This window comes from Rothia gullae, from assembly GCF_024294905.1.
Lineage (GTDB): Bacteria > Actinomycetota > Actinomycetes > Actinomycetales > Micrococcaceae > Rothia.
In genome coordinates this window covers 357,494-383,990 of sequence record NZ_JANCOC010000001.1, presented here as the reverse complement: position 1 = coordinate 383,990, position 26,497 = coordinate 357,494, and the positions used below count along the sequence as shown (strand labels likewise).

Genomic DNA, 26,497 nt, shown 5'->3' with positions numbered 1-26,497 from the left:
CATGCTACAACAGCAGCCCGGAAGCGAATTTTATACCTACTAGGAGTTTACCCTCACCGACGAGCCGTTCTGACCCTTTTCAACCACAATCTGGGCGGGAATACGGTTCTTCATCTCCTCCACATGCGAAATCAGGCCAATAGTGCGGCCACTATCACGCAGGGATTCAATCGTGCCCATCACCATGTCCAAGGTCTCAGCATCCAGCGTGCCAAAACCCTCATCAATGAAGAGAGTATCCAACTCGATACCGCCGTTATTCGACTGAACAACCTCAGCCAGACCCAACGCCAACGACAGCGACGCCAAGAACGACTCACCACCGGACAGCGACGACGCCTCACGCGGCTCACCCGTCCAAGTGTCAGTAATCTCAAGATTCAGGCCGCCACCGGAACGGCTACCCTTCGCACGGTGATCACTGAACACCATGCCGTAGCGGCCCTCACTCATACGGTCCAAATGCAGCGACGCCGACTGCAGAATACGCTCAAACTCGGCACCCAGCACATAGCTGACCAGGTCAACCTGATGCTCATAACCGCCCAGAGTGTCACCGCGAGCAGCCGCCGCCAAGTTAGCCAACATCTGCGCACGGTCATAACGCTGCGCCGTCTGCGCACGGAACGCCGTATACTCGCTACGCAACGCCTGCAGGGAACGCAGCACGCTCTCCCGTTCACCCTCACGAAGAGTCAAACGGTGTGCCACCGCACGCAACTGCTCAACCCGCTCACGCACACCCTGCAGATCATCCGGCGCCTGCTCACCAGCGGCAACGCGCGCCGCCACCGCAACAATCGCCTCACGGCCAAAGCCCTCAAGGAGGCGGGCATGCTCCAGCTCATACGCAGCAATAGTCTGCTCCAGGGCATCAACACGCTCGGGGGTACGCACCGCCGCATGAACCAGCTCGGCGCTCTCAAACGAAGACTCAGCCAGCAGACGTTCAGCCGTAGTCGCAGCCAGAGCATGACGCTCACGCGTCTGCTCCAACAGCAACACCGCACGAACAAGACGCTGATGCGCCGCACGGTAGCCCTCCACAGCCTCAACACGCTGTGCAAAACCCACCGCCGCACGAGCAGGCGCCAACTGCGCCGCAGCCGCCTCACAGCGCGCCGCAGCGTCACGGTGACGAGTCTGAGCCTCAACCGCCGCGCCCTCAATGGTGCGTAGCGCCTCCTGAGCCTTCTGCTGCTCACCCCGCACCCGCTCAACCTTCACCAGTACGCCGTCACGCGCGGTCACGCGCGACTGAGCCTGCGCGAGGCGGGTCTGCCCCTGCTGCAGCTGGGCGGCAGTCTGCTGCACATCGCACTCGCCCTGAGCCGCCAGAGTCTCGTACTGTGTGCGGGCGGCGGCAAGCGCCTCGGAAGCTTCCTGGTGCGCCTTGGTCGCCCGATCTTTAGCCAGTTCGTGGGTGCGAGCCTGCTTGTGCGCCTTGTCTTCACGTTCCTTGGCGGCGTCCAGATCGGCACGCTCAATAAGCTGCTCACCCTCGGCAATCTGCGCGGGGGCGGGGTGCTCGACCGAGCCGCAGACCGCGCAGGGTTCGCCGTCCTTGAGCTCGCGCGCCAGCAGGGAGGACGCCTGGGCGAGGCGCAGAACCTGTAGGTTCTTGAACTCTTCCGTCGCGGCAAGCGCCTGCTGAGCCGAAGCCTGCCACTTTTCCTGCGTCTTCTGCTCGGCGGTGGCAGTGTGCTTGCTCTGCTTCTGGGCAGCGGCGACCGCGGCAGAGGCGGCATCCAGCTTCTGCTGCATCTGCTGGGCGGCATCGTGCTTCTGCTGCGCCTCGGTGACCAGGTGCGCGGCGAGTGCGCGTTCCTCGTCGGCGGTGCTGTAGCCAGCGAGTTCTTCGGCGAGTTGCTCGGCTTGGGCAGTGAGGTCACTCAGCGTCTTTTCGGCACGCGACTTGTCCTGTTCGAGGGCGTTAGCCTGCTTCAGCAGGGCGGCTGCGGCGGCTTCCTCGTCGGTAAGCTGTGCGTCCTTCTTCTGCAGGGCGCGCAGGGTGTCGAGGAGCGCCTCGAGCTGGGTTTGTTGCTCGGCGGGCTCGAGCTCCGGGAGCACGGCGAAGGTCGTTTCTTCGGGGAAGGTGACTTCTTCCACGGTTTCCTCATCGCGCAGTGCCGCAAGCAGGGCGCGACCAGTCTCATCCAGCGCTGATGCACAGGCCGTCTGCTCCTGCTGGCGGGCGGCGAACGCCTGCGATTCGGTGTAGGCCTGCGTGTATTGTGCGTGCAGGGGTGCGGCGGCACGCGCCTGCGCCAGTTCTTCACGCTGCGCCTTGTGCTCGTCGGCGTGTTCGGTCAGGCGGGTGCGGCGCTCGCAGAGCTGTTCGTATTCGCGCCAGTCGGCCTGCAACTGGGCACGTTCGGCGAGCAGGCGGGTGTTCCGGTCGGCTTCGTTGGTGAGGCGCTGCTGTTCCTGCTTTTCGCGTGCGGAAGTTTTGCGGGCGCGTTCTACTCCGCCGGCGACCCATGCGTCGAGAGTTTCGGCGGTGACGTTCTCAGCGGTGAGATTTTCGGAAGTCTCCGCCTCCGCAGGCTCCTCTGCACCCGGATCTGCAGCGTCCAGTAGCGCCTGCAGGGCGAGCATTTCTGCGCGGGCACGTTCAAGGTAGCCGCGCTGGGTGTTTTCGTCCTGGGCGACTTCCTGCTGGGCGGTTTTCGCTTCCTCGGTGAGTGCAGCGAAGAGCTGTTCGTAGTGTTCAACAGGGAACATCTTTTTGAGTAGTTCTTTGCGTTCTTTGGGCTTGGACTTGAGGAATTGCGCGAACTGACCCTGCGGTAGGAGTACGACTTTGAGGAATTGTTCTTTGGTCAGGTGGGTGCGTTCGGCGATAGTGCGGTTGACTTCGGCGACGCTGCTGGAGATGGGGGTCCAGGCTTTTTCGTCGGCGGGGTCGGCGCCGGGTGCGAGCTCAGCGAGAGTTGCTTTGGCGCTTTCTTCGCGCATCTGGCCTTTGCGTGCGCCGCGGGTGATGGGTTTGTTGTAGGCGGGGGTGCGGTCGATGCGCAGGCGCTTGCCGTGGAGGGTGACGTCAAGTAGCACGCGCGGTTTGGTGCCGCTGTGTGCCGCGTAGGTGGAGTGCAATTTGGCGGATTCGCGGTCGCTGCTGGTTTCGCCGTAGAGGGCGTAGCAGATGGCGTCGAGGATGGTGGTTTTACCGGCGCCGGTGGGGCCGTTGAGCAGGAATACGCCGGCGTTGTTGAGGGTGTCGAAGTTAATTTCTTGGCGTTTGGGGTATGCCATGAAGGCTTCGAATTCTAGGTTGTGCAGGATCATGCGTTGTCCTTGTGGCTTTTGATGTGGTCGCTGAGGGTGGTGATGACGTCGCGTTCTTCGCTGGTGAGGGGGCGGTTGCGCACGTATTGGTGGAATTGGTCGAAGGTTTCGACGGGGTCGGCGTCGCGGGTGGGGGGTGCGGTGGCGGGTTTGTCGGTGGCGGGTTGGGTGCTGCGGTAGCTGAAGTGGGAGATGGTTTCGTAGCGGCTGCGCAGGCGGTCGACAGCGCCGACGGGTAGGGTTTCGTCGGTGAGTTCGATGCGGCAGTAGTAGCCGTGTTCGTAATCGGTGTGTTCGGGGCTGTTGAGTAGCTGCTCCATGGTGCCGCGCAGGGTTTTCATGTGTACGCGGGTTGCCCATTCGTGGCTGCTGATGGTGGGTTCTTCGCCGGGGTTGAGTTCGATGAGGTAGGCACCGTTACGGTTGTGTTCTTCACTGAATGAGAAGCCGAGCGGGGAGCCGCTGTAGCGGATGGTGTGGGTGACGGGGTAGCGCTTGTGGATGTGGCCGAGGGCTACGTAGTCGAAGCCGTCGAAGAGGGATGCGGGTACCCAGTCGATGCCGCCGACGCTGATGTCGCGTTCAGAGTCGCTACGGGGTGTGGTGTCTGCGCTGCCGGCAATGTTACTGCCGGTGGTGTCGCTGACGGTTGCGTGGCTCATGACGATGACGCGGTCGGCGCCTTCGCCGAGGGCGTGTCGTTTTGCGGCGTCGGCGCGGATGGCGTCGGTGACGGCGTGGAGGACGGCGTGGTGGGTGGGGTCTACTCCGAGGGCGGTGGCGTGAAGGCGCGGCGCGAGGTAGGGGATGGCGTAGACGTGTACGCGCAAGGTGCCGTCGGTGAGTTCGATGGGGCGGGTAGCGTTTTCGAGGGTGGTGCGCAGGTGCACGCCGGAGGCTTCAAAGAAGGCGGCGCCGTAGCTGAGGCGGCGGAAGGAGTCGTGGTTGCCGGAGCTGAGGATGACTTGCACGTCGGCGCGCATGAGGCGGGTGAGTGCCTGGTCAAGCAGGGTGGTGCTTTCGGCGGTGGGGATGGTGCTATCGTAGACGTCGCCACTGATGAGGAGGATATTGATGCCTTCGGCGTGCACGTAGTTGAGCAGTTCGTCGATGAACTGCTGGTGTTCGCGGGTGAGGGGGCTGCGGTGGAAGGTGCGGCCGAGGTGCCAGTCGGAGGTGTGCAGGATCTTCATGGTTTCAGTATGGCATTGCGTCGTGTTTTGCGCCTCACAGTTCGTCATTCGCGGTTCGGAACCTTCCGCAGCGCAGGCACTCGCGCGGAGCGGGGGCTCCGTCCTCGAAGCGCCCCCAGGCGCTGAAGAGGGGGCACTTCCCCGCGAGCGTGAGTGCAAAGCTGCCCAGTGCATCCCCTTCCCCGGAGTAGGCACCTCACAGCGGCGAAAGTGCTCGTGCGGAGCGGGGGCTCCGTCCTCAAGGCGCCAGGATTATTTAATTCGGGGCGCCGCAGAGGGGACGCTCCCCCGCGAGCATGAGCACGAAGCAGCTTATGCCCTAGCCTCCGCGTCCTGAACGCACATGGGATAATCGCCCTATGAGTTTTTCTTCTGTTGAGTTCACGTATGCACCTGAGGTTTCGGCTGAGTTTGCGGGCAGGGTGCGCGGCTTGTTGTGTGCGTCTGCGTTGGGTGATGCGCTGGGTTATCCGTTGGAGTTGTTGTCGGCTGCGCAGATTGCGGAGCGTGCCCCTAAGCCGTGGGAATCGGCGTTTGGTGAGCTGTTGGTCAGTGATGATACGCAGCTGATGTGTTTCACTCTGGACGCGTTGACGGAGGTTTTGGAGTGGAATAATGAGGGCGCGGCGGCGGATGAGTTGGCGTGTTTGTGGTTGGCGTATTTGCGGTGGTTCCGCGGTATTGGTGAGGTTCTGCCGGAGTCTGCGCCGTTTTCGTTGGATCGTGAGATTGATGGTTCGTCGGAATTGACGGCTCGTCGTGGTCCGGGTGCGGCGACGTTGCGGGCGTTGGGTTCGGGTGAGATGCAGTTGGTGTCGAAGTCGTTGAATCCTGATGCTTTGGGTAGTGGTGCGTTGGTGCGTTCGGCGGCGTTGGGTGTATTGCCGGTGGCGCAGGAGCGTACGGTGGTTTTGTTGGCGGTGCGTGCGGCGGCGTTGACGCATGGGCATCCGGAGGCGTTGGCTTCGGCGGCGGCGTATGCGTTGTTGGTTCGTGATTTGTTGGCGTCGCGGTCTGGCTCGTTTGGTGCGTTGTTGGAGGCGGCACGTCGTGTGGTGTCGTGGTGTGGTTCGGTGGGGGCGGATGATTCGATTCCGGGTGATGCTTCGCGTACGGCGGCGGCGTTGAGTCGTGCCGTCGAGCTGTTGGAGGGCGGTACGGTGCCGGTTCCGGAGGCTGTGGCGGAGCATTTTGGTACGGGTTGGACGGCGCCTGAGCTATTGGGTGTGGCGTTCTGGTGTGCGGCAGATGCTGTGAAGAGCCTGCCTACTGATGCCGATGAGGCGACGGTGCGTGGCGCCCTGTTTGAGGGGTTGTGCTGTGCGGTGTCGGTGGATTCGGATTCGGATTCGGTGGGTGCGATGACGGCGGCGTTGTGGGCGGCGGCTGGTTTCCCGGTGGGTGCTGAGCCTGCCGGTGATGTTTGGTCGCAGGCGCTGGGTCGTGTGCGCGGGCTAAATCAGGTGGAGGCGGTGGCGGAACGCTATCTGCGCCAGCTGGGACTGTAGCGGCGCTGAACCTTAACGGCATAGCGGCGATGCGAAGCGGGGGCTCCGTTCTCAAGGCGCTCAGCGCCGCAGAGGGGGCACTCCCCCCCCCAAGTGTCGTCCGCAGAGCCAACCTGACATACTCAGCCTCTGTGGAACTGAACGTTGACGGCATAGCGGACATGCGTAGCGGGGGCTCCGTCCTCGAAGCGCCCCCAGGCGCTGAAGAGGGGGCACTCCCCCGCGAGCATCGTCCGCAAGCCGTCTAATGAACTCTACCTGTGCGAATACTCTTCGCGACCTATATAGGCATAGAAAAGGCTCTCCGGTATCTCGGAGAGCCTTTTCTGTATCCAGATCTGTAAAGAACAGAGCTATCTGCTTGTTACAGACACTCTATGAACTTTTAGTCCAGGTAGTCACGCAGTACCTGCGAACGCGACGGGTGACGGAGCTTAGACATGGTCTTGGACTCGATCTGGCGGATTCGTTCGCGGGTCACGCCGTAGACCTTGCCGATTTCGTCGAGGGTCTTGGGCTGGCCATCGGTCATGCCGAAGCGCATTGCGACCACGCCGGCTTCACGCTCGGAGAGGGTGTCGAGCACGGAGTGGAGCTGTTCCTGAAGAAGGGTGAAGGACACTGCGTCTGCGGGGACGACTGCTTCGGAGTCTTCGATGAGGTCGCCGAATTCAGAGTCGCCGTCTTCACCGAGGGGGGTGTGCAGGGAGATGGGTTCGCGGCCGTATTTCTGGACTTCGATGACCTTTTCGGGGGTCATGTCGAGTTCCTTGCCGAGTTCTTCGGGGGTGGGTTCGCGGCCGAGGTCCTGGAGCATCTGGCGCTGCACGCGGGCGAGCTTGTTGATGACTTCTACCATGTGTACGGGGATGCGGATGGTGCGGGCCTGGTCTGCCATTGCGCGGGTGATGGCCTGGCGGATCCACCAGGTTGCGTAGGTGGAGAACTTGAAGCCCTTGGAGTAGTCGAACTTTTCGACGGCGCGAATGAGGCCGAGGTTGCCTTCCTGGATGAGGTCGAGGAAGAGCATGCCGCGGCCGGTGTAGCGCTTGGCGAGGGAGACGACGAGTCGCAGGTTGGCTTCGAGCAGGTGGTTTTTGGCTCGCTTGCCGTCGTGGATGACCCAGCTCAGGGCTTTTTTGAGGTCTTTGTCCATGTCGGGGTTTTCGGCGAGCTTGTGTTCGGCGTAGAGGCCTGCTTCGATGCGTATGGCGAGGTCGACTTCCTGCTGTGCGTTGAGCAGGGAGACTTTGCCGATCTGCTTGAGGTAGTCTTTGACGGGGTCGGCGGTTGCGCCGGTGGTGACGACGCGCTGTGCGGGTGCGTCGTCGTCGTCGTTTGCGGTGAGGACGAAGCCGGAGCCTTTGGCTGCTACTTCTTCCGCGGCCTTCTTTTCTTCTTTTTTGGCTACGGTTTCTTCGTCTTCTTCGTCGGTTTCGTCTTCGCTGTCGGTGGTTTCGAGTTCTTCGTCGAGGACGAGGTCAAATTCGTCATCGTCGCTCTTTTTGCGGCGGGCACCGGTCTTGCGCTTGGTAGCGGTTTTGGTGGTGGTTTTGGGGGTGCGCTTGGGCTTGTCTGCCTCGGTTTCGGCAGTGGTTTCGGCGGTTGCGCCGGTGGTGTCTTCGGTTGCCGCTGCGGCTTTGGTGGTTGCCTTCTTGGTGCGGGTGGTCTTGGTGGTGGTTTTTGCGACGGTTTCTTCGGTTACGTCGCCGGTCGCGGTCTTCTTGCTGGTTGCAGGTGCCACTAGAACCCTTTCTGGCTTGTGGTGGGGTGTTTTGTTTGCAAAACACCTAAGACCCTGTCAAGTCTGTGCTGGCGTCCTCGGTCGGGGTGTTTGCTGCATTTTTCCGATTTAACGCTGTGGTGGCGGGTTTTATTCCGCGTGCGTTGGGCGGTTTGCAGGGTTCCGTTGCTCGTTGTGTGGAGCGGTTTGAGGGCGCGTTGTAGCGCATTGACTGTACGGGGTCAATATACAAGTATTGCAGATTTTTGGTTGCTTTCAACTTGACGCGCTGTTTGGGCGGCTTGGGGCCTGGTTTTTGGCTGGGTGCGGCTGTGTGTGGTTGTGGGTGGGAGGGGCGTACCCGGTGGGGCGCCCCTCCCCTGTTTATACCTCGCTTTAGGCGCCGCTTTTAGGTGCCGGTTTTAGGGTTTTCGGGGTTTGAGGGTGCTGATGGGGTGGCGGTGTGTTCCGGGTTCGCCGCAGATGGTGTGTTTGATCCAGGAGGGTAGGTTGCCGGCGTTGAGGTGTACGTCGAGGATGTTGAGGTCCTTTCCGGATGTGTGGCGGTGGGCTTCTTGCCGGAGTAGGCGGGCGTAGGTGCTGTAGCCCTTGTACCAGTTGGTCCAGGCTTGAGTGTTGCGCAGTGCGGCGTATTCTCCGTCGGTGCAGTGGGGTGTGAGCAGGCTGGTGAGCAGTTCGAGTGCGTTGAGGCGTGCCCAGTGGGGGCTGTCTAGTTTTCCTTTGAGGGCGTTGAGGTAATGGGTGTAGGTGGCGTGATGTTTGGTGAGGTATTCGCTGGTGGTACAGCTTTCGTCGATTCGCTGTTTGAGGTTTTCGAGTTTGTTTTGGGCGTTGTGGTCGTTGGGATGTTCGTCGAGGCGTGGGAGTACGTCACGGCTGATGGTGTTGAGTTCGGCTGCGCTGGCGTGGTCGGCGGGGGTGAGGTTTTCGAGTGCCCAGCCGTTGAGGTTGGCGCGTTGGTTGTTGCGGTTCTGTTGAATGGTGTGGCTCTGCTGAATGGTGCGGTGGGTGCGGCGGATCCAGTCTTGCCATTGCACGCATTTTTCGGGCACGGCGCGTACGTGTGTCTGTTCGGTGCCTTGTGTGGCGCTGAGTGCGTGGGTGAAGCTTGCGGGTATGTAGGTTTTGCGGGTGATGCGGGTGCCGTAGTGGGGTGGTTCGAGCGGCACGAAGTTGGGGCTGGTGCTGGGGTATTCGCCGCCGAAGGCGTGGTAGGTGTATTGGGCGGAGTAGTGCAGGTGGGCGAGCGCGTTTTGGGCGTGGTTGAGCCCGTAGCCGGCCAGGTAGGTGAGCATTTCGGCGGTGATGGGGTTGAGGGTTACCGGTGCGATGGAAGCGCGTAGGTGCCCGGCGACTTCGGCGGGGATGAGTTCGCGGAGTGCATCGCCGATGGTGGGGCAGTCAGGGGCAGTGTCGGCGTTATCGACCGGGTGGGTGGTGAGCAGGTGCGCAGCGGCGTTGATGGCTGCGTCCCAGTAGCAGAGGTCGATTTGGGCTTGGCGGTAGATGGTGCGGATGCCTTGGTGGGCTTCGTTGTGGCGGGTGGTGTGGGTGTGAGCCCAGAGTTCTACGGCGTTTTCCCAGTCGTGGCGGGTTTCGGGGTTGGTTGTGGGATCGGTGTCCCAGGGGCTGTGGGCGTAGTTATGTTGAGCGGTATCGGCGATGGTGTTGCCGTGGCGGGTGAGCCAGGTGTAGTAGCCGCTGTGGAGGAGTTCTTCGATGGGTGCGAGGAGGGTGAGCGTCTGCTGTTCGGGGTTGAGTGCCCAGATGCTGACGCCGCCTGCGTAGATGACGTCTTCGCAGCGTAGTTCGCTGACGATGCGCGGGTCGTGGAGCAGGTGGAGCCATGCGTTGATGGGGATTTGGGTGTCGACGTCCTGTTGGATTTCTTCGATGGCGGCCAGTTGTGCGGTGTTGGGGTGGAGTTGGCGTTGGCGTACGGTGTTGTCGCCGTCGATGATGATGGCGTAGAAGCGGGTGAGGATTTCACCGTTGTGGTGGGTTGGGAGTTTGGTGAAGGTTTCGTGGAGGAAGTCGGCGCGTTCAGTGTGGGTGCTGGGTTCGTCGGGTAGGTTGACGCGCAGGCTGGGGCCGAGGGTGTTGTCGGTTGCGGTGAGGATGATGAGTGAGTGGTCGGGCCAGTAGCCGTGCTGGTGGAGGGCGCAGCTGAGCACGTCGTATTCGTTGCGGATGGGCGGGGGCGTGCCGTTACTGTAGCCGCCGTGGTTGTGGTTGCTGCGGAGGTGGTCGATGTTGGGGGTGTTGCCGTTGGAGATGTTGTTTGCGTTCATGTCTTCACGGTGGCATGGTTTGCGAGAGTGTGGGGTTAAACGAATAAATCTGTGGATACTTCGGTTCATGTGTCCGAAGGTTCCACAGATTTATTCGTATTGTTCGTTTGTTTACCGGGGTTTGTCCACAGCGGCGCGGGGTGCCGCGTCATAATTTGTCACGCAATATCTGTCAGGCACTATCTGTCAGGCGGTATCCCCTACTGCGCACACCTATTGTTCGTCGAGGAACCGCTCGAAGAGCGCACCAATCTCGTCGCGGCTGGGCACGTTGTGCGCGTCGCGTCGCGAGAGGGGAACCGCAATGTCGGAGGTGCGGAAGTTCTCGTCGTAGTTCTCTTCCATAGTCGTGATCATGCGACCAATTTCGGGGTTCTGCTTGACCTGGTCGTTGATCTGGCTGTGCACGTGGCGTGCGGCTTCGCGCAGGTTCTCGGTGGGTAGGGAGAGGCGCGCCGCCATGCCCACGTGTTCGAGAGCGGTGAGGGTGCCCTGCGGCAGGTCCGCCTCCGAAATGTACTGGGGAATGTTCACGCCGAAGCCTACGGTGTCGATTCCGTTTTCGGTGAAGAGCACTTCCAGCAGGTTGGTGACGGTCGCGTGCACGTCCGCGCTGGGCTTCCACGGGGAGATGCCGCGAATCAGGTCTTTGCGGGAGCCGTGCGCGGTAATCGGGAAGGGGCGGGTGTGCGGCACCGGCATGGGGAATGCGGAGACCAGCACAACCAAGGAGGGCTTGACCCGCTGGGCGATGGTCAGCACCGCCTTTTCGAAGCGCTGCCACTGCAGGTCCGGTTCGGCACCGGTGAGTAGCAGGAACGGTTTGTCGAGGCTGTCTTCTACGGCGTAGAGCTTCAGCTGCGGGTATTGCGGCTTTTCGAAGTGGTCTTTTTCGTAGCGGATGTAGGGGCGGCGGGCACGGTAGTCGTGCAACTGATCACTGTCGAACTCGACGATTTCAATGTTTTTGAGTTCACTGAGCAGCACCTGACCGAGCTGACCTGCGGTGGAGCCTGCATCTTGCGGGCTGGAGAGAGCAATGACGAGGGTTAGCCCGTGCATCCTGGGGTCGTCCAATATTTTGGTGTTCGCTAAGTAGAGATCTTCGGGGTTGAGCATTACGCCTCCTCACTTCTGTCTGGTTCGCGCCGCGTTCAGGTGGGCTTAGCGTTTTCTGCCGGTACCCGAGGTGTTGGGGCGAAGGGGCGTCTTCTGTTATCTGACGCTTTCCGTAGTCTTTCATTCTATGCCACTACTGCCCTGTCTCGACAGTGTGCGGGCTTTTCTCGCAGTAGGTGAACTTGTTTGGTGTCTCGTCGACGTTCTTAAGACGCTGTATCTCGGCTTCTTGTGCCTTTTCTGTTCTGCCAGCTGTTCGGGGTGAGGGCTGAACCTCACGACCTCTTATATATCCGTGTAGAGTAGAAGCAGTAGTCCGCGCGGCTTTGCGCGGCGGTATTCATCCTCACTCTTCGAGGGCCTACAGTTGAGTTTTTCGGGCGCGAGGATGTGCCCCGACTATTTTGAGAAGACATACGCAAAGGAGTAACGATGTCTCTGTCTCTGTCTATTCACAGCACCGACCTTGAAGCGCTCGAAGCTGACGTTCTGGTTCTGGGCGTTTTGAAGGGTTCGGACGGTGCGTACCTGGCGCCGAGCTCCCTGTCTGAGGACTCTGTTGAGGGTATTAACGAGCTGCTGGAGGCGCTGGGCGCCTCGGGTGCCCCCGATCAGCTGCTGCGTCTGCCCGGTCTTGAGGACACCGGTGCCGGCATTGTGGCGCTGGCGGGTCTGGGCTCTGATACTGCTGGGGGTCAGGAGCGTCTGGACGCTCTGCGTTACGCGGCTGGTTCTGCGGCTCGTCAGCTGGTTGGTTCTGCTGAGGAGATTGCTTTCGATTTCGGTGTTTCTTCGGTAGAGGAAATTGAGGCTATTGCTCACGGCGCTGTGCTGGGTAACTTCGTTGAGGAGGGCCTGCGTTTCAAGACTATGGATTTGGTCCAGGAAGAAATCGAGTCCATTCTGATTGTTTCTTCGATTGAGCAGGAAGAAGCTGAAGAGGCTCTGGTACACGCCCTAGTTCTGGGTGAGACCGCTAAGGATGCTCGCCGCCTGGTGAACCTGCCTCCGTCGCATCTGTACCCCGAGACTTTCGCTGAGTTCGCTGCTGAGGTCGCTGAGGATTACACAAACATTGAGATTGAGCTGTTCCACCACGACCGCCTGGCTGAGGAGGGCTTCGGCGGCATTTCCGGTGTTGGTCAGGGTTCGCCCCGCAAGCCGGTTCTTGCCGTTGTGAAGTACACCCCGGAGAACCCGAAGGCTCACGTGGCTCTGGTCGGTAAGGGCATCACCTTCGATACCGGCGGTAACTCGCTGAAGCCTGCCGCTTCGATGATGACCATGAAGTGCGATATGGCGGGTGCCGCATCCGTGCTGAACGCTGTGGTTGCTTCCGCAGAGCTGGATGTGCCGGTTGCTGTGACCGGTTACCTGTGCCTGGCTGAGAACATGCCCGGCGGTCACGCTCTGCGCCCGGAGGACGTCATCACCATGCGTGATGGCCGTACCGTTGAGGTGCTGAACACTGACGCTGAGGGCCGCCTGGTCATGGCTGATGGTATCGCTCTGGCTTCTGAGTCGAACCCGGACGTCATCCTGGATATCGCGACCCTGACTGGTGCTGCTATGGCTGCTCTGGGTCTGCGCACCGCGGCTCTGCTCGGTGACGAGAAGATTCGTGACCGAGTGATTGCAGCCGGTGCTGCTGCGGGTGAGGCGTACTGGCCTATGCCGCTGGAGTCCTACCTGCGTAAGAGCCTGGAGTCCCCCGTTGCTGATCTGAAGAACATTGGTTCCCGCTACGGTGGCGCGCTGACCGCCGGCCTGTTCCTGAAGGAGTTCGTGGGCGAGGGCATCCCCTGGGCCCACCTGGATATTGCGGGCCCCGCGTTCAACGAGGAGGCACCCTACGGCTTCACCCCGAAGGAAGGTACCGGCTTCGGTACCGCTACCCTGGTGAACTTCATCGAGTCGTACGCTAAGTAGTCTGCTTCGCTGGGCGCGCACCCTAACTGGCGCATCCTAACTGGTGCGAGCCGCACAGCATAGAGCTGATCGGAGGAGGGCTTCTCGGTATTCCTACCGGGGAGCCTTCCTCTGCGTCTGTTCTCGGACACGTTCTGTGCGACCGCTGTGGTGGTTCTGCCATCTGACTGTTCCCTGTCATCTGACTGTTCTATGACGCACCGCTTTTCTTGCGTGGTGAAAAATTTGGGGTGTTTAGGCGATTAATCGGCTAAAACCGCCCTGAGTGAACTTAAACGACCGTCAACGGGGGTATTGTTGTATTAAGTGTTTTTCTGCGTACGCGGAGGGGCGCGCGATTTTTCGAGCTCGCGGGCCTTTCGCGCATGCTGGGGAACCTACCAATAAATTGGTAAAGAACTCATTGCAGGGGTCTTTAGCCCCCACAACTATGCAAGGGAGCAATATCGTGGCTCAAGAATTCGACATCCTCATCCTCGGCGGCGGCTCCGCTGGCTACTCTGCAGCTATTCGCGCACGCCAGCTAGGTTTCACCGTCGGCCTGATCGAGAAGGAAAAGGTCGGCGGCACCTGCCTGCACACCGGCTGTATCCCCACTAAGGCCTACCTGCACGCTGCTGAGCTGGCAGAAGAGGCACGCGAGGCGTCCAAGGTTGGCGTTAACGCTGTGCTACAGTCCATCGAAATGGGCAAGGTTCGCGATTACAAGGACAACATCGTCTCCGGTAAGTTCAAGGGTCTTGCAGGCCTGCTGAAGATGAAGGGCGTAGAGGTTATCCCCGGCGAGGGTAAGCTGACCGCTCAGGACACCATCACCGTCGGTGGTGTTGAGTACAAGGGTAAGAACATTATCCTGGCATCCGGCTCGGTCTCCAAGACCTTCGGTCTGCCCATTGAGGGTCGCGTTCTGACTTCCACTGAGGCACTGGAGATGGACTACCTGCCCAAGAGCGCTATCGTGCTCGGTGGCGGCGTGATTGGTTGCGAGTTCGCATCCATGTGGAACGCTATGGGCGTTGACGTCACCATCATCGAGGGCCTGCCGAACCTGGTTCCCAACGAGGACCCGGCAATCATCAAGGTTCTGGAGCGTGCGTTCAAGAAGCGCGGTATCAAGTTCAACACCGGCACCCTCTTCGAGAAGGTTGAGCAGGACGCTAACGGTGCTAAGGTCACCCTGGCTGACGGCAAGGTCTTCGAGGCAGAGATTGTTCTGGTTGCTGTTGGTCGTGGCCCGAACACTGCAAACATGGGCTACGAGGAGCAGGGTATCCCCATGGACCGCGGCTTCGTCCTGGCTAACGAGCGCCTGCACACCGGCGTTGGCAACATCTACGCTGTTGGCGACATCGTCCCCGGCGTTCAGCTGGCTCACCGCGGTTACCAGCAGGGTATCTTCGTTGCTGAGGAAATCGCTGGCCTGAACCCCTCCATCGTTGAAGACGTGAACATCCCCAAGGTCACCTTCTGTGACCCGGAGATCGCTTCCGTTGGCTACTCCGAGCCCAAGGCTAAGGAGAAGTTCGGCGCTGAGAACGTTGAGACCGCTGAGTACAACCTGGCTGGTAACGGCAAGTCCGCTATCCTCGGTGCTACCGGTATCGTGAAGGTTGTCCGCCAGAAGGACGGCCCCATCGTTGGTGTTCACGCTATTGGTAAGCGCATGGGTGAGCAGATTGGTGAGGCTCAGATGTGGGTTGCTTGGGAAGCATTCCCCGAGGACGTCGCTAAGTTCATCCACGCACACCCGACTCAGAACGAGTCCCTGGGTGAGGCTGCAATGGTCCTGAACGGCACCCCGCTGCACAGCGCATAAATTTTGCTGACTGGCGTTAGTGCGTCAGCTTAGTATTGACGACCGTTGGTCGTTAGCGGTTGCCGGGCGTATCCGCTGAACAACGCCCCTATCCGGATGCGCGTCGACGTGCTTTGACGCATACGGCGCGCATCCGGGTCGCCGCTCACATTTTTCTAGTTCAAGCATTCACAAGGAGAACGGGAAAGATTATGTCCCACACCGTAGTACTGCCCGCACTGGGCGAGTCCGTGACCGAGGGTACCGTTACCCGCTGGCTCGTTGAGGTCGGCGACACCATTGAGGTTGACGCACCCCTGGTTGAGGTTTCCACCGACAAGGTTGACACCGAGGTTCCCTCCCCCGTAGCAGGCGTTGTTGAGCAGATTCTCGTCCCCGAGGACGAGGACGTCGAGGTCGGCGCTGCTCTGGCTATCATTGGCGACGGTTCCGGCGCTGCCGCTCCGGCTGCTCCCGCAGCTGCTGAGGCTCCGGCTGCACCCGCCGCTGCTCCGGCTGCTCCGGCAGCTGCTGAGGCTCCGGCTGCACCCGCCGCTACTCCCGCCGCCGCCGCTGCAGGCATCGAGGTCGTACTGCCCGCACTGGGCGAGTCCGTCACCGAGGGCACCGTTACCCGCTGGCTGAAGGAAGTTGGCGAGCAGGTTGAGGTTGACGAGCCCCTGGTTGAGGTTTCCACCGACAAGGTTGACACCGAGGTTCCCTCCCCCGTAGCAGGTACCCTGCTCGAGATCCGCATCCCCGAGGATGAGGACGCAGAGGTTGGCCAGGTTCTGGCTATCATCGGCGATGCTGCTGCTGCAGCTGCTCCGGCTGCTCCCGCTCCGGTTGCTGAGGCTCCCGCAGCTCCCGCAGCTCCGGCTCCGGTTGCTGAGGCTCCTGCTGCTCCCGCAGCTCCCGCTGCACCTGCCGCTCCGGCAGCTGCTGAGGGCGAAGCATACGTGACCCCCCTGGTCCGTAAGCTCGCTAAGGACAACGGCATCGACCTGTCCACCGTCAAGGGCACCGGTGTTGGTGGCCGCATCCGCAAGCAGGATGTTCAGGCTGCTATCGCGGCTAAGGGTTCCGCTGCTCCCGCCGCTGCTGCACCCGCTGCAGTTGCTGCTCCGGCTGCTGGTTCCGCAAAGGCACCGCACACCTTCGAGGTTTCCCCCAAGCGTGGCACCGTCGAGAAGACCGCACGTATCCGCCAGGTTATTGCAAAGCGTATGCGTGAGTCCCTGGACATCTCCACCCAGCTGACCCAGGTCACCGAGGTTGACGTGACCCGCATCGTTCAGCTGCGTGCAAAGGCTAAGGACGGCTTCGCTGCTCGTGAGGGCGCTAAGCTGACCTTCCTGCCCTTCTTCGTCCAGGCAACCGCTGAGGCTCTGCAGCAGCACCCCGCTCTGAACGCTTCCATGACCGAGGACCTCAAGCAGATTACCTACCCGGCCTCCGAGAACATCGCGATTGCTGTGGACACCCCCAAGGGTCTGCTGGTTCCCGTCATCAAGAACGCTTCTGACCTGGGCATTGCTGGCCTGGCAAAGGCTATTGGCGACTTGGGTGGCCGTGCACGTACCGGCGACATCTCCCCCGAGGAGCTGTCGGGTTCGACCTTCACCATCACCAACATTGGTTCCTTCGGTGCGCTGTTCGACACCCCGATCATCAACCAGCCGAACGTTGCAATCCTTGGTACCGGTTCCATCGTGAAGCGCCCCATGGTTGTTAAGGATGTTGACGGTAACGACGTTATCGCTATCCGCTCCATGTGCTACCTGTCCCTCACCTACGATCACCGTGTGGTCGACGGTGCAGACGCTGGTCGCTTCCTGCACACCCTCAAGACCCGCCTGGAGGAGGCAAACTTCGAGTCTGAGCTGGGCCTCTAAGACCTGCATAGATTCAAGGAAGTTTCCTTGTGGCGGTGCCCTGATGGGTAACCGAGTGTAGCTCTCCGGCTTTTCCCGGACAGTGAGCAACAGGGCGGCGGCTCCATCCACTTCGGTGGGTGGGGCCGCCGCCTTTTGTTGTGTCCGCGTTTCTACGGTGTCAGTTACGCGGCATCAGCTGCACAGGGTCAGTTGCGCGGCATCAGCTATGCCGGGATGGGTTCGGCGCGGGCTATCTCCCAGCCTTTCTCACCGCGGTGCAGGTCGAAGATGACTTTCTGGCGGGTGAGGCCGTTTTCTTCGCTGAGTTTGCGGGCTTCCCGCTCGGTTTTATCGGCGCGGTAGCCGGGCGCGGAGACTACCGCCATAACGCGGATGTTCTCGCTGTCACGGCTGAGTTCTTCGGCGGTGTCGACGGTGAGCTCTGCTCCGCCTCGGGCACGGCGTTCTTGGTTTCGCTGGTCAATCAGGGCTCGTAGAATCTGATCGCCCTGCGCGGCTGTATCTTGTGCGCTCTGAACCTGTGTTTCCGTACCGCCGGGCTCCTGCTCCCCCGTTGCGTTCACGGATTGAGCGGATACGGGCTGTGCCGTTGCCAGGGCGTTCTGCCCGTAGAGAGTGAACCCGAGAGGCAGCGCAATAGCCCCCAGCGCGAGCGCGGCAAGTCCCAGGCGCGCGGAGGGACGGGTGAACGCGCCGCGTAGCGCCGTCAGGCGGGATGTGCTCGTCGCATCTGCGTTCTTTAGAGCGGGCGGCGCAGTCTTTGCGGGGCTTGCTATGGGGCTTGCTGTGGGGCTCAATGGCTTAGAACCTGCGGTAGCTGCGCGCCCCGACTTCTTCACGCCCGCCTTCTTCATGCGAGGCAAACGTTCTGCCAGGTAGCGTTGCGCCTTCTGCGTCTTTGAGCGCTTCTGTACCGTCGTGGGCTCCACAGCTGTGGGAATTAGGGCGCGGGCTCGTTCTGAACAGCTCAGGTAGACGTTGAGCGGGCAAGGCGGTACCTCCTCGGCCAGGGCGACCACGGAGCTGAGCCCTGCGAGCGCTGCCTCCTGGGCTGGTGCGTCCAGCAGGTATTCGAGGGCTCTGCCGAGGCGCTCAATCCACTCGTTGCTGGGTGCCCCCTCGGTTGCGGTGTCGGCGGCTCCTATGCCCAGTGAATCCATGCCCAGTGAATCCATGCGCAGTGAGAGAGGTACGCGGGCGGTGGAGGGTTCCGGTGTGTGCCCGCAGGCGGCTTTCCAGAGCAGGGCTGCTGCGGAGCGTGCGTAGTTGCCCCGAGCGGCGGTGAGCTGTTCACCGTCTTGAGAGGCCGTTTCACAGTAGACGGCGTCAGGTAGCAGGAGTTTGGGTACTCCGGCGGCGCTCAGCGCGATGTATTCGGCGCTTAGTTCGGCGCGCCCCTCCCCGACTTTTTTGAGGCTTCCGAGCGCCCGGTGCAGGGTTCGCGCCAGGGTCATGAGCTCGGCGGGTGTCAGGGTGCGAGCGCGCAGGAGCTTGTCGAGGGTGCCCGCGTCGAGGGGCTCGTACCAGAGGCACAGCTGATTGGCACTATCGGCGCTCTCACTAGTAACGGCGTGGAGCTTGGCGAGTCCGGGCACGTTACGTAGGGCGGCGGCTACCTGTGGGGTTTGGGCGTGCCTCTGAGCGGATGCATCCGTGTTTTCCTCGAATCCGTACCCGTTGACTGCCGCACGCAGAGTGGGCGCGGCAGAAGCCAGCTGGGTGGAGGGAGCTGGCGGGGCGGACTGGGGAATGGTGCGCAGGGTGTAGCGTCCGGGGTGGGAGGAGGGTACGGAACCTGCAGCGGGTGCGCTCTCGGTGGGTGCGCTCGCGGTGGGTGCGCTTGCGGTGGTTTCGCCCCGGTACTCGACAATCTGCAGGATGGGTAGAGTCGGGTTGGCGATGCTTTCCAGTACGTGTGCTTCTTCGCTTCTCATACCATAATGTTATCAAATTACATCAAATAATATATTTGAGCACACTAAAATAGTTAAAACACCCAAAGAACCCCCAATGTGAATTCAGGCATTTATCTGCTTATTCTCCCTTCCCACTCCTGAGCACACCCTCACGTAACATTCCGACGTGTTCGCTCATCACGTGATTCAGGGCGCCCTAATTTTCTTCCCTCCACCAGCAGTACTAAGGTAGAAAGTATGTCTGTGACGATTGAACGCGTGGGCTTCGCCCCGAACTATGTGAACTATGTTGAGTGCCTGGACAAGCAGTACCGCATCCACGATGAGGTGGCTAACCGCACCCGCCAGAATACGATTCTTCTACTTGAGCACGAGGCAGTGATTACCGCAGGTAAACGCACCGAAGATCACGAGTACCCCACAGACAAATCCACCCCCGTCGTCAAGATTGACCGCGGCGGCAAGCTGACCTGGCATGGCCCCGGCCAGCTGACCGGCTACCCGATTCTGCGCCTGCCCGAGCCCATTGACGTGGTGGCGTATGTACGTATCATCGAGGAAATCATCATTAACGTCCTGGCTGGCCTGGGCATTAAGGGTGAGCGCGTTGAGGGCCGTAGCGGCGTGTGGATTCTGGGCGACGGCGTCACCCAGGACAAGAAGATCGCGGCACTGGGCATGCGCGTTTCGCGTAACACCACCATGCACGGCTTTGCGATTAACTGCTGCAATGACACCGCGCCTTTCCAGCAGTTCATTCCCTGCGGTATTAGCGATGCGGGTGTTACCACCATTTCGGAGCAGCTGGGCCGCACCGTCACCCCCACCGATATTTTGGAGCCGCTGGAGGCGGAGCTTCTGAAGTACCAGGACCGCCTGGCGGAGTCTTTCGAGCCCATTGCGGCACAGGATTAAACGCAGGGTTAGACGCAGTCAAGAAGCGTCGAACGGGCGGTACACGTAACGCGTCCAGCTTTGTTCGTCATATACGAAAATCAGTTTCACCTACGCCTGAGCGGGCGTAAAATAGAAGGTGGCCCACCTGCACAGAGGGCACACCGAGACCAAGGAGAAGACTTTTGAGCACCGCACCTGAAGGACGCAAGCTACTGCGTGTGGAGGCCCGCAACGCTGAGGTTCCCATTGAGAAGAAGCCTCACTGGATTAAGACCAAGGCTATTGTTGGCCCCGAATACAACGAGATGCGCGAGCTGGCTCGCGGTCAGGGCCTCCACACCGTGTGTGAAGAGGCTGGCTGCCCCAATATTTACGAGTGCTGGGAAGACCGTGAGGCAACCTACCTGATTGGTGGTTCCGAGTGCACCCGCCGTTGCGACTTCTGCAATATTGCGACCGGTAAGCCTGTTGCTGTTGACTATGCTGAGCCGTTCAAGGTTGCTAAGAACGTGAAGGTCATGGGTCTGCGTTACGCAACCGTGACCGGTGTTGCTCGTGACGATCTGGAAGACGGCGGTGCGTGGCTGTACGCAGAGACTACCCGTCAGATTCACAAGATGTGCCCGAACACCGGCGTTGAGATGCTCGTGCCCGACTTCAAGGGTGTTCCCGAGCATGTTCAGAAGGTGATTGACGCTAAGCCTGAGGTGTTCGCGCACAACTTGGAGACCGTCCCCCGTATCTTCCGTCAGATTCGCCCGGCGTTCCGTTACGAGCGTTCCCTGGATGTTATTACCCAGGCTAAGGAAGGCGGCATGGTCACCAAGTCCAACCTGATTCTGGGTATGGGCGAGACCGATGACGAGATTTACGAGGCGCTGTGCGATCTGCACGATGCTGGTTGTGACATCATTACCCTCACCCAATACCTGCGCCCCGGCCCGCTCTTCCACCCGATTGAGCGTTGGGTGAAGCCTCAGCAGTTCGTGGATTTTGCGAACATGGCTGAGGAGATTGGTTTCGCTGGCGTTATGGCGGGCCCGATGGTTCGTTCTTCGTACCGTGCAGGTCGCCTGTGGGCTCGTGCGATGCGTAAGAACGGCTACCAGATCCCTGAGAACCTTGCCCACATTGAGGGTGAGGGTGCAGCCCTGCAGGAAGCCTCCTCCCTGGTGGCTGCGGGCTACTAAGCCTTTCAGAATCTTTCTGAGAGCGTTGAGGCTCCTCGAACCCGGTGTTCGGGGAGCCTCTCCTTATGCCCCGCCTCTTGTGCGGGTAGGGTAAACTAGAAAAATTGCAGGCATACACTGCATCGTTACGTCACTATGGTTCCGTGAGCGTTTGAGACGCTTATCGGAGCCGCGGAAGAACCAGCCGAGGAAGAATCGTGGCAGATAAGCGCGAAGAGAAGAAAAAGAAGAAGGAACGCACTCCGGGCACTTTCGCCCAGATGAAGCAGGTCTACCAGATGACCAAGAAGTCCGACCCGAATATTGGTTGGATTCTGAGTCTGTCGGCTCTGGGCACCCTTTTGGTTTTCCTCCTCATCGGTATTGCCCTGAATAACTGGATTACTTTCCTGATTCTGGGTCTGGGCGTTGCCGCTATTGTGGCGATGCTTCTGCTGGGTCGCCGCGCGCAGACTGCGGCTTTTGCTCAGATTGAGAACCAGCCCGGTCGTAGTGGTGCGGCGATGAACTCGGTGCGCCGCGGTTGGATTGTTGAGGAGCAGCCCGTTGCTGCGAACCGCAACCAGGATCTGGTGTTCCGTGCTCTGGGCCGTCCCGGTATTGTGCTGGTGACCGAGGGCCCTCACAGCCGCGTGACTTCCCTGGTGAACACTGAGAAGAAGCACCTGAACCGTGTGGCTCCTGGCGTTCCGGTTCACGTGATTGAGACCGGTCACGAAGAGGGTCAGGTTGAGCTCAAGGACGTTGTGAAGACTATGAACAAGCTTCCGAAGGCTCTGACTCAGCAGGAGATGCAGGTTGTTTCGGGTCGTCTGGGCACTCTGAACACTATGCGTAACCCGATGAACGCTGTTCCTAAGGGTGTTGACCCGATGCGTGCTCGCCCGGACCGTCGTGCGATGCGCGGCCGCTAAGCGAGACTCTGATATAAGGTTTTGAAGGCTCCGGCTCTTCCCGCGTGGGAAGGGTCGGAGCCTTTTTGTTACGCCCGGTTATTGCTCTGTTACTGACGCTGATGCTAGCGTTGCTAGAGAGCGTTAGCATCTGCGCTGTGTTTCGTGAGGCAACCAAGATGTAACTCCTTTCCAGGATTTGTAACATTACCGAAACACGATAGTCACGCACGCGCAAAAAATAACCTCTATGCTGGATATGTCACAGGGCTTTGCCCGCGGCCAAAAACTAAACCAAAGACTGAATGCGGTGAGGGAAGATACCCTCCTGCACCGTCAGTCGAACAAGGAGCAGTCCTCATGTTTACCAGCCCCCAGGAAGTTCTCGACTTTATCAAGAACGAAGAAGTAGTCTTCGTTGATATCCGATTCACCGACATGCCCGGCGTGCAGCAGCACTTCAACCTGCCCGCTAAGGCGATTGATGACGATTTCTTCGTCAACGGCCAGCTTTTTGATGGCTCCTCCATTCGCGGCTTCCAGGGCATTGCAGAGTCCGACATGCAGCTGATTCCCGACGTTCAGTCTGCGTACGTTGACCCCTTCCGCCTTGAGAAGACCCTGGTCATCATCTGCTCCATCGTGAACCCCCGCACCGGCGAGCCCTACCACCGTGACCCCCGCGGCGTTGCTGAGCGTGCCGAGGCGTACCTGCAGTCCACCGGCATTGCAGACACCGCGTTCTTCGCATCCGAGGCTGAATTCTTCGTCTTCGAGGACGTCCGCTACCAGGTCGAGCCGAACTCCGTATTCTTCAAGATCGACTCCGATGAGGCTCCCTGGAACACCGGCCGCAAGGAAGAGGGCGGCAACCTGGGCAACAAGACCCCCGTCAAGGGCGGTTACTTCCCCGTCTCCCCCGTCGACAAGCAGGCTGACCTGCGTGACGCAATGTGCGTAGCAATGGACGAGGTTGGCCTTGAAGTTGAGCGTAGCCATCACGAGGTGGGCGCAGCCGGCCAGGCAGAAATCAACTACAAGTTCGACACTCTCACCAAGGCTGCTGACGACCTGCTGAAGTTCAAGTACGTCATCAAGGGCACCGCAGACGCATGGGGCAAGTCCGTGACTTTCATGCCTAAGCCCGTGTTCGGCGATAACGGCTCCGGTATGCACTGCCACCAGTCGCTGTGGCAGGATGGCGAGCCCCTCTTCTACGATGAGCGTGGCTACGCTAACCTCTCTGACACCGCACGCTGGTACATTGGCGGTCTGATTGAGCACTCCTCCGCTGTTCTAGCGTTCACCAACCCGACCGTGAACTCTTACAAGCGTCTGGTTCCCGGCTACGAGGCTCCCATCAACATGGTGTACTCGCAGGGTAACCGTTCCGCTGGTATCCGCATCCCGATTACCGGCACCAACCCGAAGGCTAAGCGTCTGGAGTTCCGCGCACCGGACCCCTCCGCTAACCCCTACTTCGCGTTCGCTGCTCAGCTGATGGCTGGTCTGGACGGTATCCGTAACCGTATTGAGCCGCCGGCACCGATCGATAAGGACCTGTACGAGCTGCCCGCTGAAGAGGCTAAGGACATCAAGAAAGCTCCGGCTAACCTGGAGGAGGCTCTGGCGGCTCTGGAGGCTGACCACGACTTCCTGCTCGAGGGCGGCGTCTTCACCGAGGACCTGATTCAGGCGTGGATTGACTACAAGCGTAAGAACGAGCTGGAGCCGCTTTCGCTGGTTCCGCACCCGCTTGAGTACCAGCTGTACTACGGCGTCTAATTCACTGGCGTCTTATCTTTCCTTCTGAGCTTTGCCCCGCACCTGTACTGAGGTAAGTTGCGGGGTGGGTTCTGGGGTAAGTTCTAGGTAACAAGCAACGGCCTATACGTTCCTTTGGGAGCGTATAGGCCGTTGTTGTGTTTTCTGAGGGGTGTCTGCTAGGTTTCTGCGGGACGCAGGCTCACCGGACTATTTTGGTGACGGTTCGTGTCTAATATTTTTCTGCCTCGATGAGCCTCATGTATCTTAGTTGCGCTTTGAGCGGGTCTAAAGGTTAAGCTGTTTGGTGCTGGCTTTCTCTCCCTTTTTGTCGTGCAACCCGGAGGGAACGCCAGTCTATTTTTATGCCCTAATGCTGCTGAGCGTTTAGAACCTGCTGAGCGATGAGCCAGTCAAGTTTGCGGACGTCAATCTTTCGGCCCAGCTTGATTTTGATGTAGCCGACCTTCGTCCATAGAGCAATTTCACTATTCGCGTCGAACAGGTTTCCTGCATTTTCAGAAGACCACATATGGATTGAGGAGTAAGGCAACGAATACATTTCTACCTTCTTACCCGTCAGGCCTTGAGCATCACGAATGATGAGTCGGTGAGTCGTGAAAATCGCCGAATCGCGGAAAGTAGCAAAGGCAGCGACGGCGCTTTCACCCGGCCCCAAAAGGGCTTGGGCATCCTGAGGTACTGGAATTTCTGATTGCAGAGTCCAGGTCATAATAGCGGCGATAGACATAGAGTTACCTCCAAGGTGTTGAGTAATAATAACGTTCTCAGTATAAGAGCTTTGTTAATTCATGCGTGTTCTAGATGGTTATCCTTGCAGATACGCTGCGAGCAATAAATACCTGTAGAGGGTTGTACCGGTAAATCTCATAGAGCGGTTTCATACCTATACCTTTGTACAGAGCTTTCAACACTGGGGTATGTTCTTTCATCAGGCAGAACGTATTTGAAAGGAAACGCCGTTGCCAAATTCCTCCGCATATTTTCAGGCAAAGCACTTCAACGAGCTGACTCTAAGGGAACTACAGCAGATTCATATCATCCGTTCGATGGTCTTTACTGTGGGTCAGCAGATTCTTGCGCAGGAACCCGACGAAGCAGACTTCGAGTCTGTTCATTTCTTCCACGCAGATGAGTCTGGGCGGGTCTTAGCGTACTTGCGGATCTTTGATCTTATGACAGTAGATGATGGCTACCACCGCCCTATCGAAGGTGCTTGGACCATCGGTCGAGTAGCTGTCCGTGAGGAGGCGCGTGGCACCGGCCTGGGGCGTGCCCTACTGCATGAGGCGATTGGCTGGGTTCGTGAAAATACGGAAGCTCGTCAGCTGGTGATTAGCGCCCAATCATATTTGAAAGACAGCTACTATGGTGCGGCGGGGTTTGTGCAAGTGGGAGAGCCGTATCTTGAGGTTGGAATTAGGCACGTAGAGATGCTTCTGGAGCTCTAGCGGGCCCTACCTCCTCTTCCCTTGTAGGAGCAGGTAGCGGGCCACATCCTAAGATGTCGTACCCGCTAGTCCCGGGGTTCTTCCTGCACGGGCGTACAATGAAAGTGCGTGCGCCCGGTCGGCGGCACCTACGAATTCCGCGAGAAACGACATCACAACGCCGTGTTCTCCCCGCCGCCCTTCCCCTTTTTTAGCATCGGCTAGGGCGAGTATCGCCGATGACCGATCGACCCGTCTGACGCCGCATCCACTGTAACGAGGAGAAATCTCATGGCATATCAGCCGACCATCCTAAACGGTGAAACTGTTTTCCGTAACGAAGTTTTTCAGACCGGCCTCATGTCCCAGCTGCTGGACGGCATCTACGATGGCGAGATGACCATCGGTGAGCTCCTGAGCCACGGCAACTTCGGTGTGGGTACCTTCAACGGCCTCGACGGCGAAATGGTCGTCCTCGACGGGGTCTGCTACCAGGTACGACACGACGGCTCCGTATCCCTGCCCGACCTGCGCCAGCAGACCCCCTACGCCGTGGTCACCAACTTCGTGCCCATGATCAAGCGCGAACTGCCGCTGAACCTGCTGCGTAAGTCTGCCTCGCAGATTCTGGATGACTTCACCGTCTCCAAGAACTACATGTACGCCATCAAGATTTACGGCGAGTTCGAGTGGGTCCGCACCCGCACCGTGAAGAAGCAGGAAAAGCCCTACCCGAAGATGGTCGCAGCCACCGAGAACGAAGACATCGTCCAGTTCGATAACGTGACCGGCACGATTGTTGGCTTCCGCACCCCCATCTATGAGCAGGGCATTTCGGTGCCCGGCTGCCACGCTCACTTCATCGACGACGAGCGCACCCGCGGCGGCCACGTGGTTGACTTCAAGCTACGCTCCGCGAAGGTCGAGATTTGCCCCGGTACCGGTCTGCAACTGCACCTGCCGCTGACCCCCGAGTTCTCCTCCGCTAACCTCTCCCCCGAGGACCTGGCTGAACAGATCTCCAAGGCTGAAAAGCACTAAGCTTCTCCCACACCGGGATATAGCAACGGGCTATATTAACGAAGGAGCCGCCCTCTACTGTTCTGTAGAGGGCGGCTCCTTCGTGTTTATACGCGCTGTCGTGTTTATACGCGCTGTAAAGGGCGCTTACGCCTCCGGCACGAACTCGCCGTGGCCGCACTCGCGCAGGGCAGCACGCACCTTCTCAGCGGCCGCATCCAGCTCTTCGGCGGTCGCGTCCTTCTTCGCGTTAGCGGGATCGTAATCAGCCATGCCGTCAGCCGGGAACAGGTGGATGTGGGTGTGCGGAACGTCGAAGCCCGCAATCATCAGAGCCACACGGTCCTTATCGAATGCCTGATCCAGGGCACCAGAAATCTTGTGCGCCACAGCGAACAGGTGCGTTGCCAGCTCAGCCGGCAGGTCGGGCCAACGGTCGACCTCAGCGCGGGGAACGAGCAGCAGGTGACCTTCCGACAGGGGCATGATGTCCAGGAAGGCGACGCAGTGCTCGTCCTTCCAGACGAAGCGGCCGGGAATCTCACCCTCAATAATCTTGGTAAAAATCGTGCTCACAATACTCTCCTTCATGCGCCGTCAT

17 protein-coding genes and 1 pseudogene are annotated in these 26,497 nt (G+C 59.8%); 10 read left to right on the top strand and 8 right to left on the bottom strand.

What is annotated here, in order from left to right; all coding sequences use genetic code 11:
- Positions 1-39: 39 nt before the first annotated feature.
- Both NML54_RS01700 and NML54_RS01695 read right to left on the bottom strand, forming a co-directional pair.
- Entirely contained in the window at positions 40-3,288 is a 3,249-nt protein-coding gene (locus NML54_RS01700) for an AAA family ATPase (RefSeq protein ID WP_254755627.1), read from the bottom strand.
- Entirely contained in the window at positions 3,285-4,481 is a 1,197-nt protein-coding gene (locus tag NML54_RS01695; RefSeq protein WP_254755626.1) for an exonuclease SbcCD subunit D, read from the bottom strand. Before NML54_RS01695 ends, NML54_RS01700 begins: the two co-directional genes overlap by 4 nt.
- A 359-nt stretch (positions 4,482-4,840) precedes the next feature.
- On the opposite strand from NML54_RS01695, the gene NML54_RS01690 reads away from it, so the two are divergent.
- On the top strand, positions 4,841-5,989 hold the full coding sequence (locus NML54_RS01690) for an ADP-ribosylglycohydrolase family protein (RefSeq protein ID WP_254755625.1): 1,149 nt from the start codon (positions 4,841-4,843) through the stop codon (positions 5,987-5,989).
- 385 nt (positions 5,990-6,374) lie between these two features.
- On the opposite strand, the gene NML54_RS01685 is transcribed toward NML54_RS01690, so the two are convergent.
- From NML54_RS01685 to NML54_RS01675, 3 genes are all read right to left on the bottom strand, one after another.
- The gene (locus NML54_RS01685) at positions 6,375-7,733 is read right to left on the bottom strand and encodes an RNA polymerase sigma factor (protein WP_254755624.1); all 1,359 of its coding nucleotides are present in this window, start codon (positions 7,731-7,733) and stop codon (positions 6,375-6,377) included.
- Between the two features lie 401 nt (positions 7,734-8,134).
- Positions 8,135-10,024, bottom strand: coding sequence for a metal-dependent hydrolase (locus NML54_RS01680; protein WP_254755623.1), 1,890 nt, complete (start codon positions 10,022-10,024; stop codon positions 8,135-8,137).
- Between the two features lie 213 nt (positions 10,025-10,237).
- Positions 10,238-11,143 (bottom strand): PAC2 family protein, encoded by a 906-nt coding sequence (locus NML54_RS01675; protein ID WP_254755622.1) that lies wholly within the window; start codon positions 11,141-11,143, stop codon positions 10,238-10,240.
- Positions 11,144-11,575: 432 nt separating this feature from the next.
- Between NML54_RS01675 and NML54_RS01670 the strand changes: the two genes are divergently transcribed.
- The 3 genes from NML54_RS01670 (at position 11,576) to sucB (ending at position 16,762) form a co-directional block, all read left to right on the top strand.
- Positions 11,576-13,072, top strand: a complete 1,497-nt coding sequence (locus tag NML54_RS01670; protein ID WP_254755620.1) for a leucyl aminopeptidase — start codon at positions 11,576-11,578, stop codon at positions 13,070-13,072.
- Positions 13,073-13,502: 430 nt separating this feature from the next.
- On the top strand, positions 13,503-14,888 hold the full coding sequence (gene lpdA, locus NML54_RS01665) for a dihydrolipoyl dehydrogenase (RefSeq protein ID WP_044142607.1): 1,386 nt from the start codon (positions 13,503-13,505) through the stop codon (positions 14,886-14,888).
- A 191-nt stretch (positions 14,889-15,079) separates the two neighbouring features.
- On the top strand, positions 15,080-16,762 hold the full coding sequence (gene sucB / locus NML54_RS01660) for a 2-oxoglutarate dehydrogenase, E2 component, dihydrolipoamide succinyltransferase (RefSeq protein ID WP_254755618.1): 1,683 nt from the start codon (positions 15,080-15,082) through the stop codon (positions 16,760-16,762).
- 206 nt (positions 16,763-16,968) lie between these two features.
- Here sucB and NML54_RS01655 read toward each other — a convergent pair whose 3' ends face one another.
- Entirely contained in the window at positions 16,969-18,699 is a 1,731-nt protein-coding gene (locus tag NML54_RS01655) for a peptidase (protein WP_254755617.1), read from the bottom strand.
- A 207-nt stretch (positions 18,700-18,906) separates the two neighbouring features.
- Here NML54_RS01655 and lipB point away from each other — a divergent pair.
- The 4 genes and pseudogenes from lipB to glnA form a co-directional block, all read left to right on the top strand.
- Positions 18,907-19,596: pseudogene (lipB, locus tag NML54_RS01650) on the top strand (lipoyl(octanoyl) transferase LipB); the annotation flags it as partial.
- Between the two features lie 164 nt (positions 19,597-19,760).
- On the top strand, positions 19,761-20,768 hold the full coding sequence (lipA, locus tag NML54_RS01645) for a lipoyl synthase (protein WP_254755614.1): 1,008 nt from the start codon (positions 19,761-19,763) through the stop codon (positions 20,766-20,768).
- Positions 20,769-20,965: 197 nt separating this feature from the next.
- Positions 20,966-21,682, top strand: coding sequence for a DUF4191 domain-containing protein (locus tag NML54_RS01640; protein WP_254755612.1), 717 nt, complete (start codon positions 20,966-20,968; stop codon positions 21,680-21,682).
- A 339-nt stretch (positions 21,683-22,021) separates the two neighbouring features.
- Positions 22,022-23,446 carry a type I glutamate--ammonia ligase gene (gene glnA / locus NML54_RS01635; protein ID WP_254755610.1) on the top strand — a complete coding sequence of 475 codons (1,425 nt, stop codon included), beginning with the start codon at positions 22,022-22,024 and terminating at the stop codon, positions 23,444-23,446.
- A 349-nt stretch (positions 23,447-23,795) separates the two neighbouring features.
- Here the strand turns inward: glnA and NML54_RS01630 are convergent, their stop codons facing one another.
- Entirely contained in the window at positions 23,796-24,176 is a 381-nt protein-coding gene (locus NML54_RS01630; RefSeq protein ID WP_254755609.1) for a PH domain-containing protein, read from the bottom strand.
- Positions 24,177-24,408: 232 nt separating this feature from the next.
- Between NML54_RS01630 and NML54_RS01625 the strand changes: the two genes are divergently transcribed.
- Positions 24,409-24,897, top strand: coding sequence for a GNAT family N-acetyltransferase (locus tag NML54_RS01625; RefSeq protein ID WP_254755607.1), 489 nt, complete (start codon positions 24,409-24,411; stop codon positions 24,895-24,897).
- Between the two features lie 270 nt (positions 24,898-25,167).
- A complete protein-coding gene (gene budA / locus NML54_RS01620) occupies positions 25,168-25,917 on the top strand; it encodes an acetolactate decarboxylase (RefSeq protein WP_254755605.1) in 750 nt (249 codons plus the stop codon).
- Positions 25,918-26,043: 126 nt separating this feature from the next.
- On the opposite strand, the gene NML54_RS01615 is transcribed toward budA, so the two are convergent.
- Positions 26,044-26,472: an HIT family protein gene (locus NML54_RS01615; protein WP_254755603.1), complete on the bottom strand. Its 429-nt coding sequence runs from the start codon at positions 26,470-26,472 to the stop codon at positions 26,044-26,046.
- Positions 26,473-26,497 lie beyond the last annotated feature (25 nt).

Coding starts and splice junctions, on each gene's coding strand:
- NML54_RS01700 (WP_254755627.1), bottom strand. CDS start 3,288: ATGATCCTGCACAACCTAGAATTCGAAGCCTTCATGGCATACCCCAAA.
- NML54_RS01695 (WP_254755626.1), bottom strand. CDS start 4,481: ATGAAGATCCTGCACACCTCCGACTGGCACCTCGGCCGCACCTTCCAC.
- NML54_RS01690 (WP_254755625.1), top strand. CDS start 4,841: ATGAGTTTTTCTTCTGTTGAGTTCACGTATGCACCTGAGGTTTCGGCT.
- NML54_RS01680 (WP_254755623.1), bottom strand. CDS start 10,024: ATGAACGCAAACAACATCTCCAACGGCAACACCCCCAACATCGACCAC.
- NML54_RS01675 (WP_254755622.1), bottom strand. CDS start 11,143: ATGCTCAACCCCGAAGATCTCTACTTAGCGAACACCAAAATATTGGAC.
- NML54_RS01670 (WP_254755620.1), top strand. CDS start 11,576: ATGTCTCTGTCTCTGTCTATTCACAGCACCGACCTTGAAGCGCTCGAA.
- lpdA (WP_044142607.1), top strand. CDS start 13,503: ATGCAAGGGAGCAATATCGTGGCTCAAGAATTCGACATCCTCATCCTC.
- sucB (WP_254755618.1), top strand. CDS start 15,080: ATGTCCCACACCGTAGTACTGCCCGCACTGGGCGAGTCCGTGACCGAG.
- NML54_RS01655 (WP_254755617.1), bottom strand. CDS start 18,699: ATGAGAAGCGAAGAAGCACACGTACTGGAAAGCATCGCCAACCCGACT.
- glnA (WP_254755610.1), top strand. CDS start 22,022: ATGTTTACCAGCCCCCAGGAAGTTCTCGACTTTATCAAGAACGAAGAA.
- NML54_RS01630 (WP_254755609.1), bottom strand. CDS start 24,176: ATGTCTATCGCCGCTATTATGACCTGGACTCTGCAATCAGAAATTCCA.
- budA (WP_254755605.1), top strand. CDS start 25,168: ATGGCATATCAGCCGACCATCCTAAACGGTGAAACTGTTTTCCGTAAC.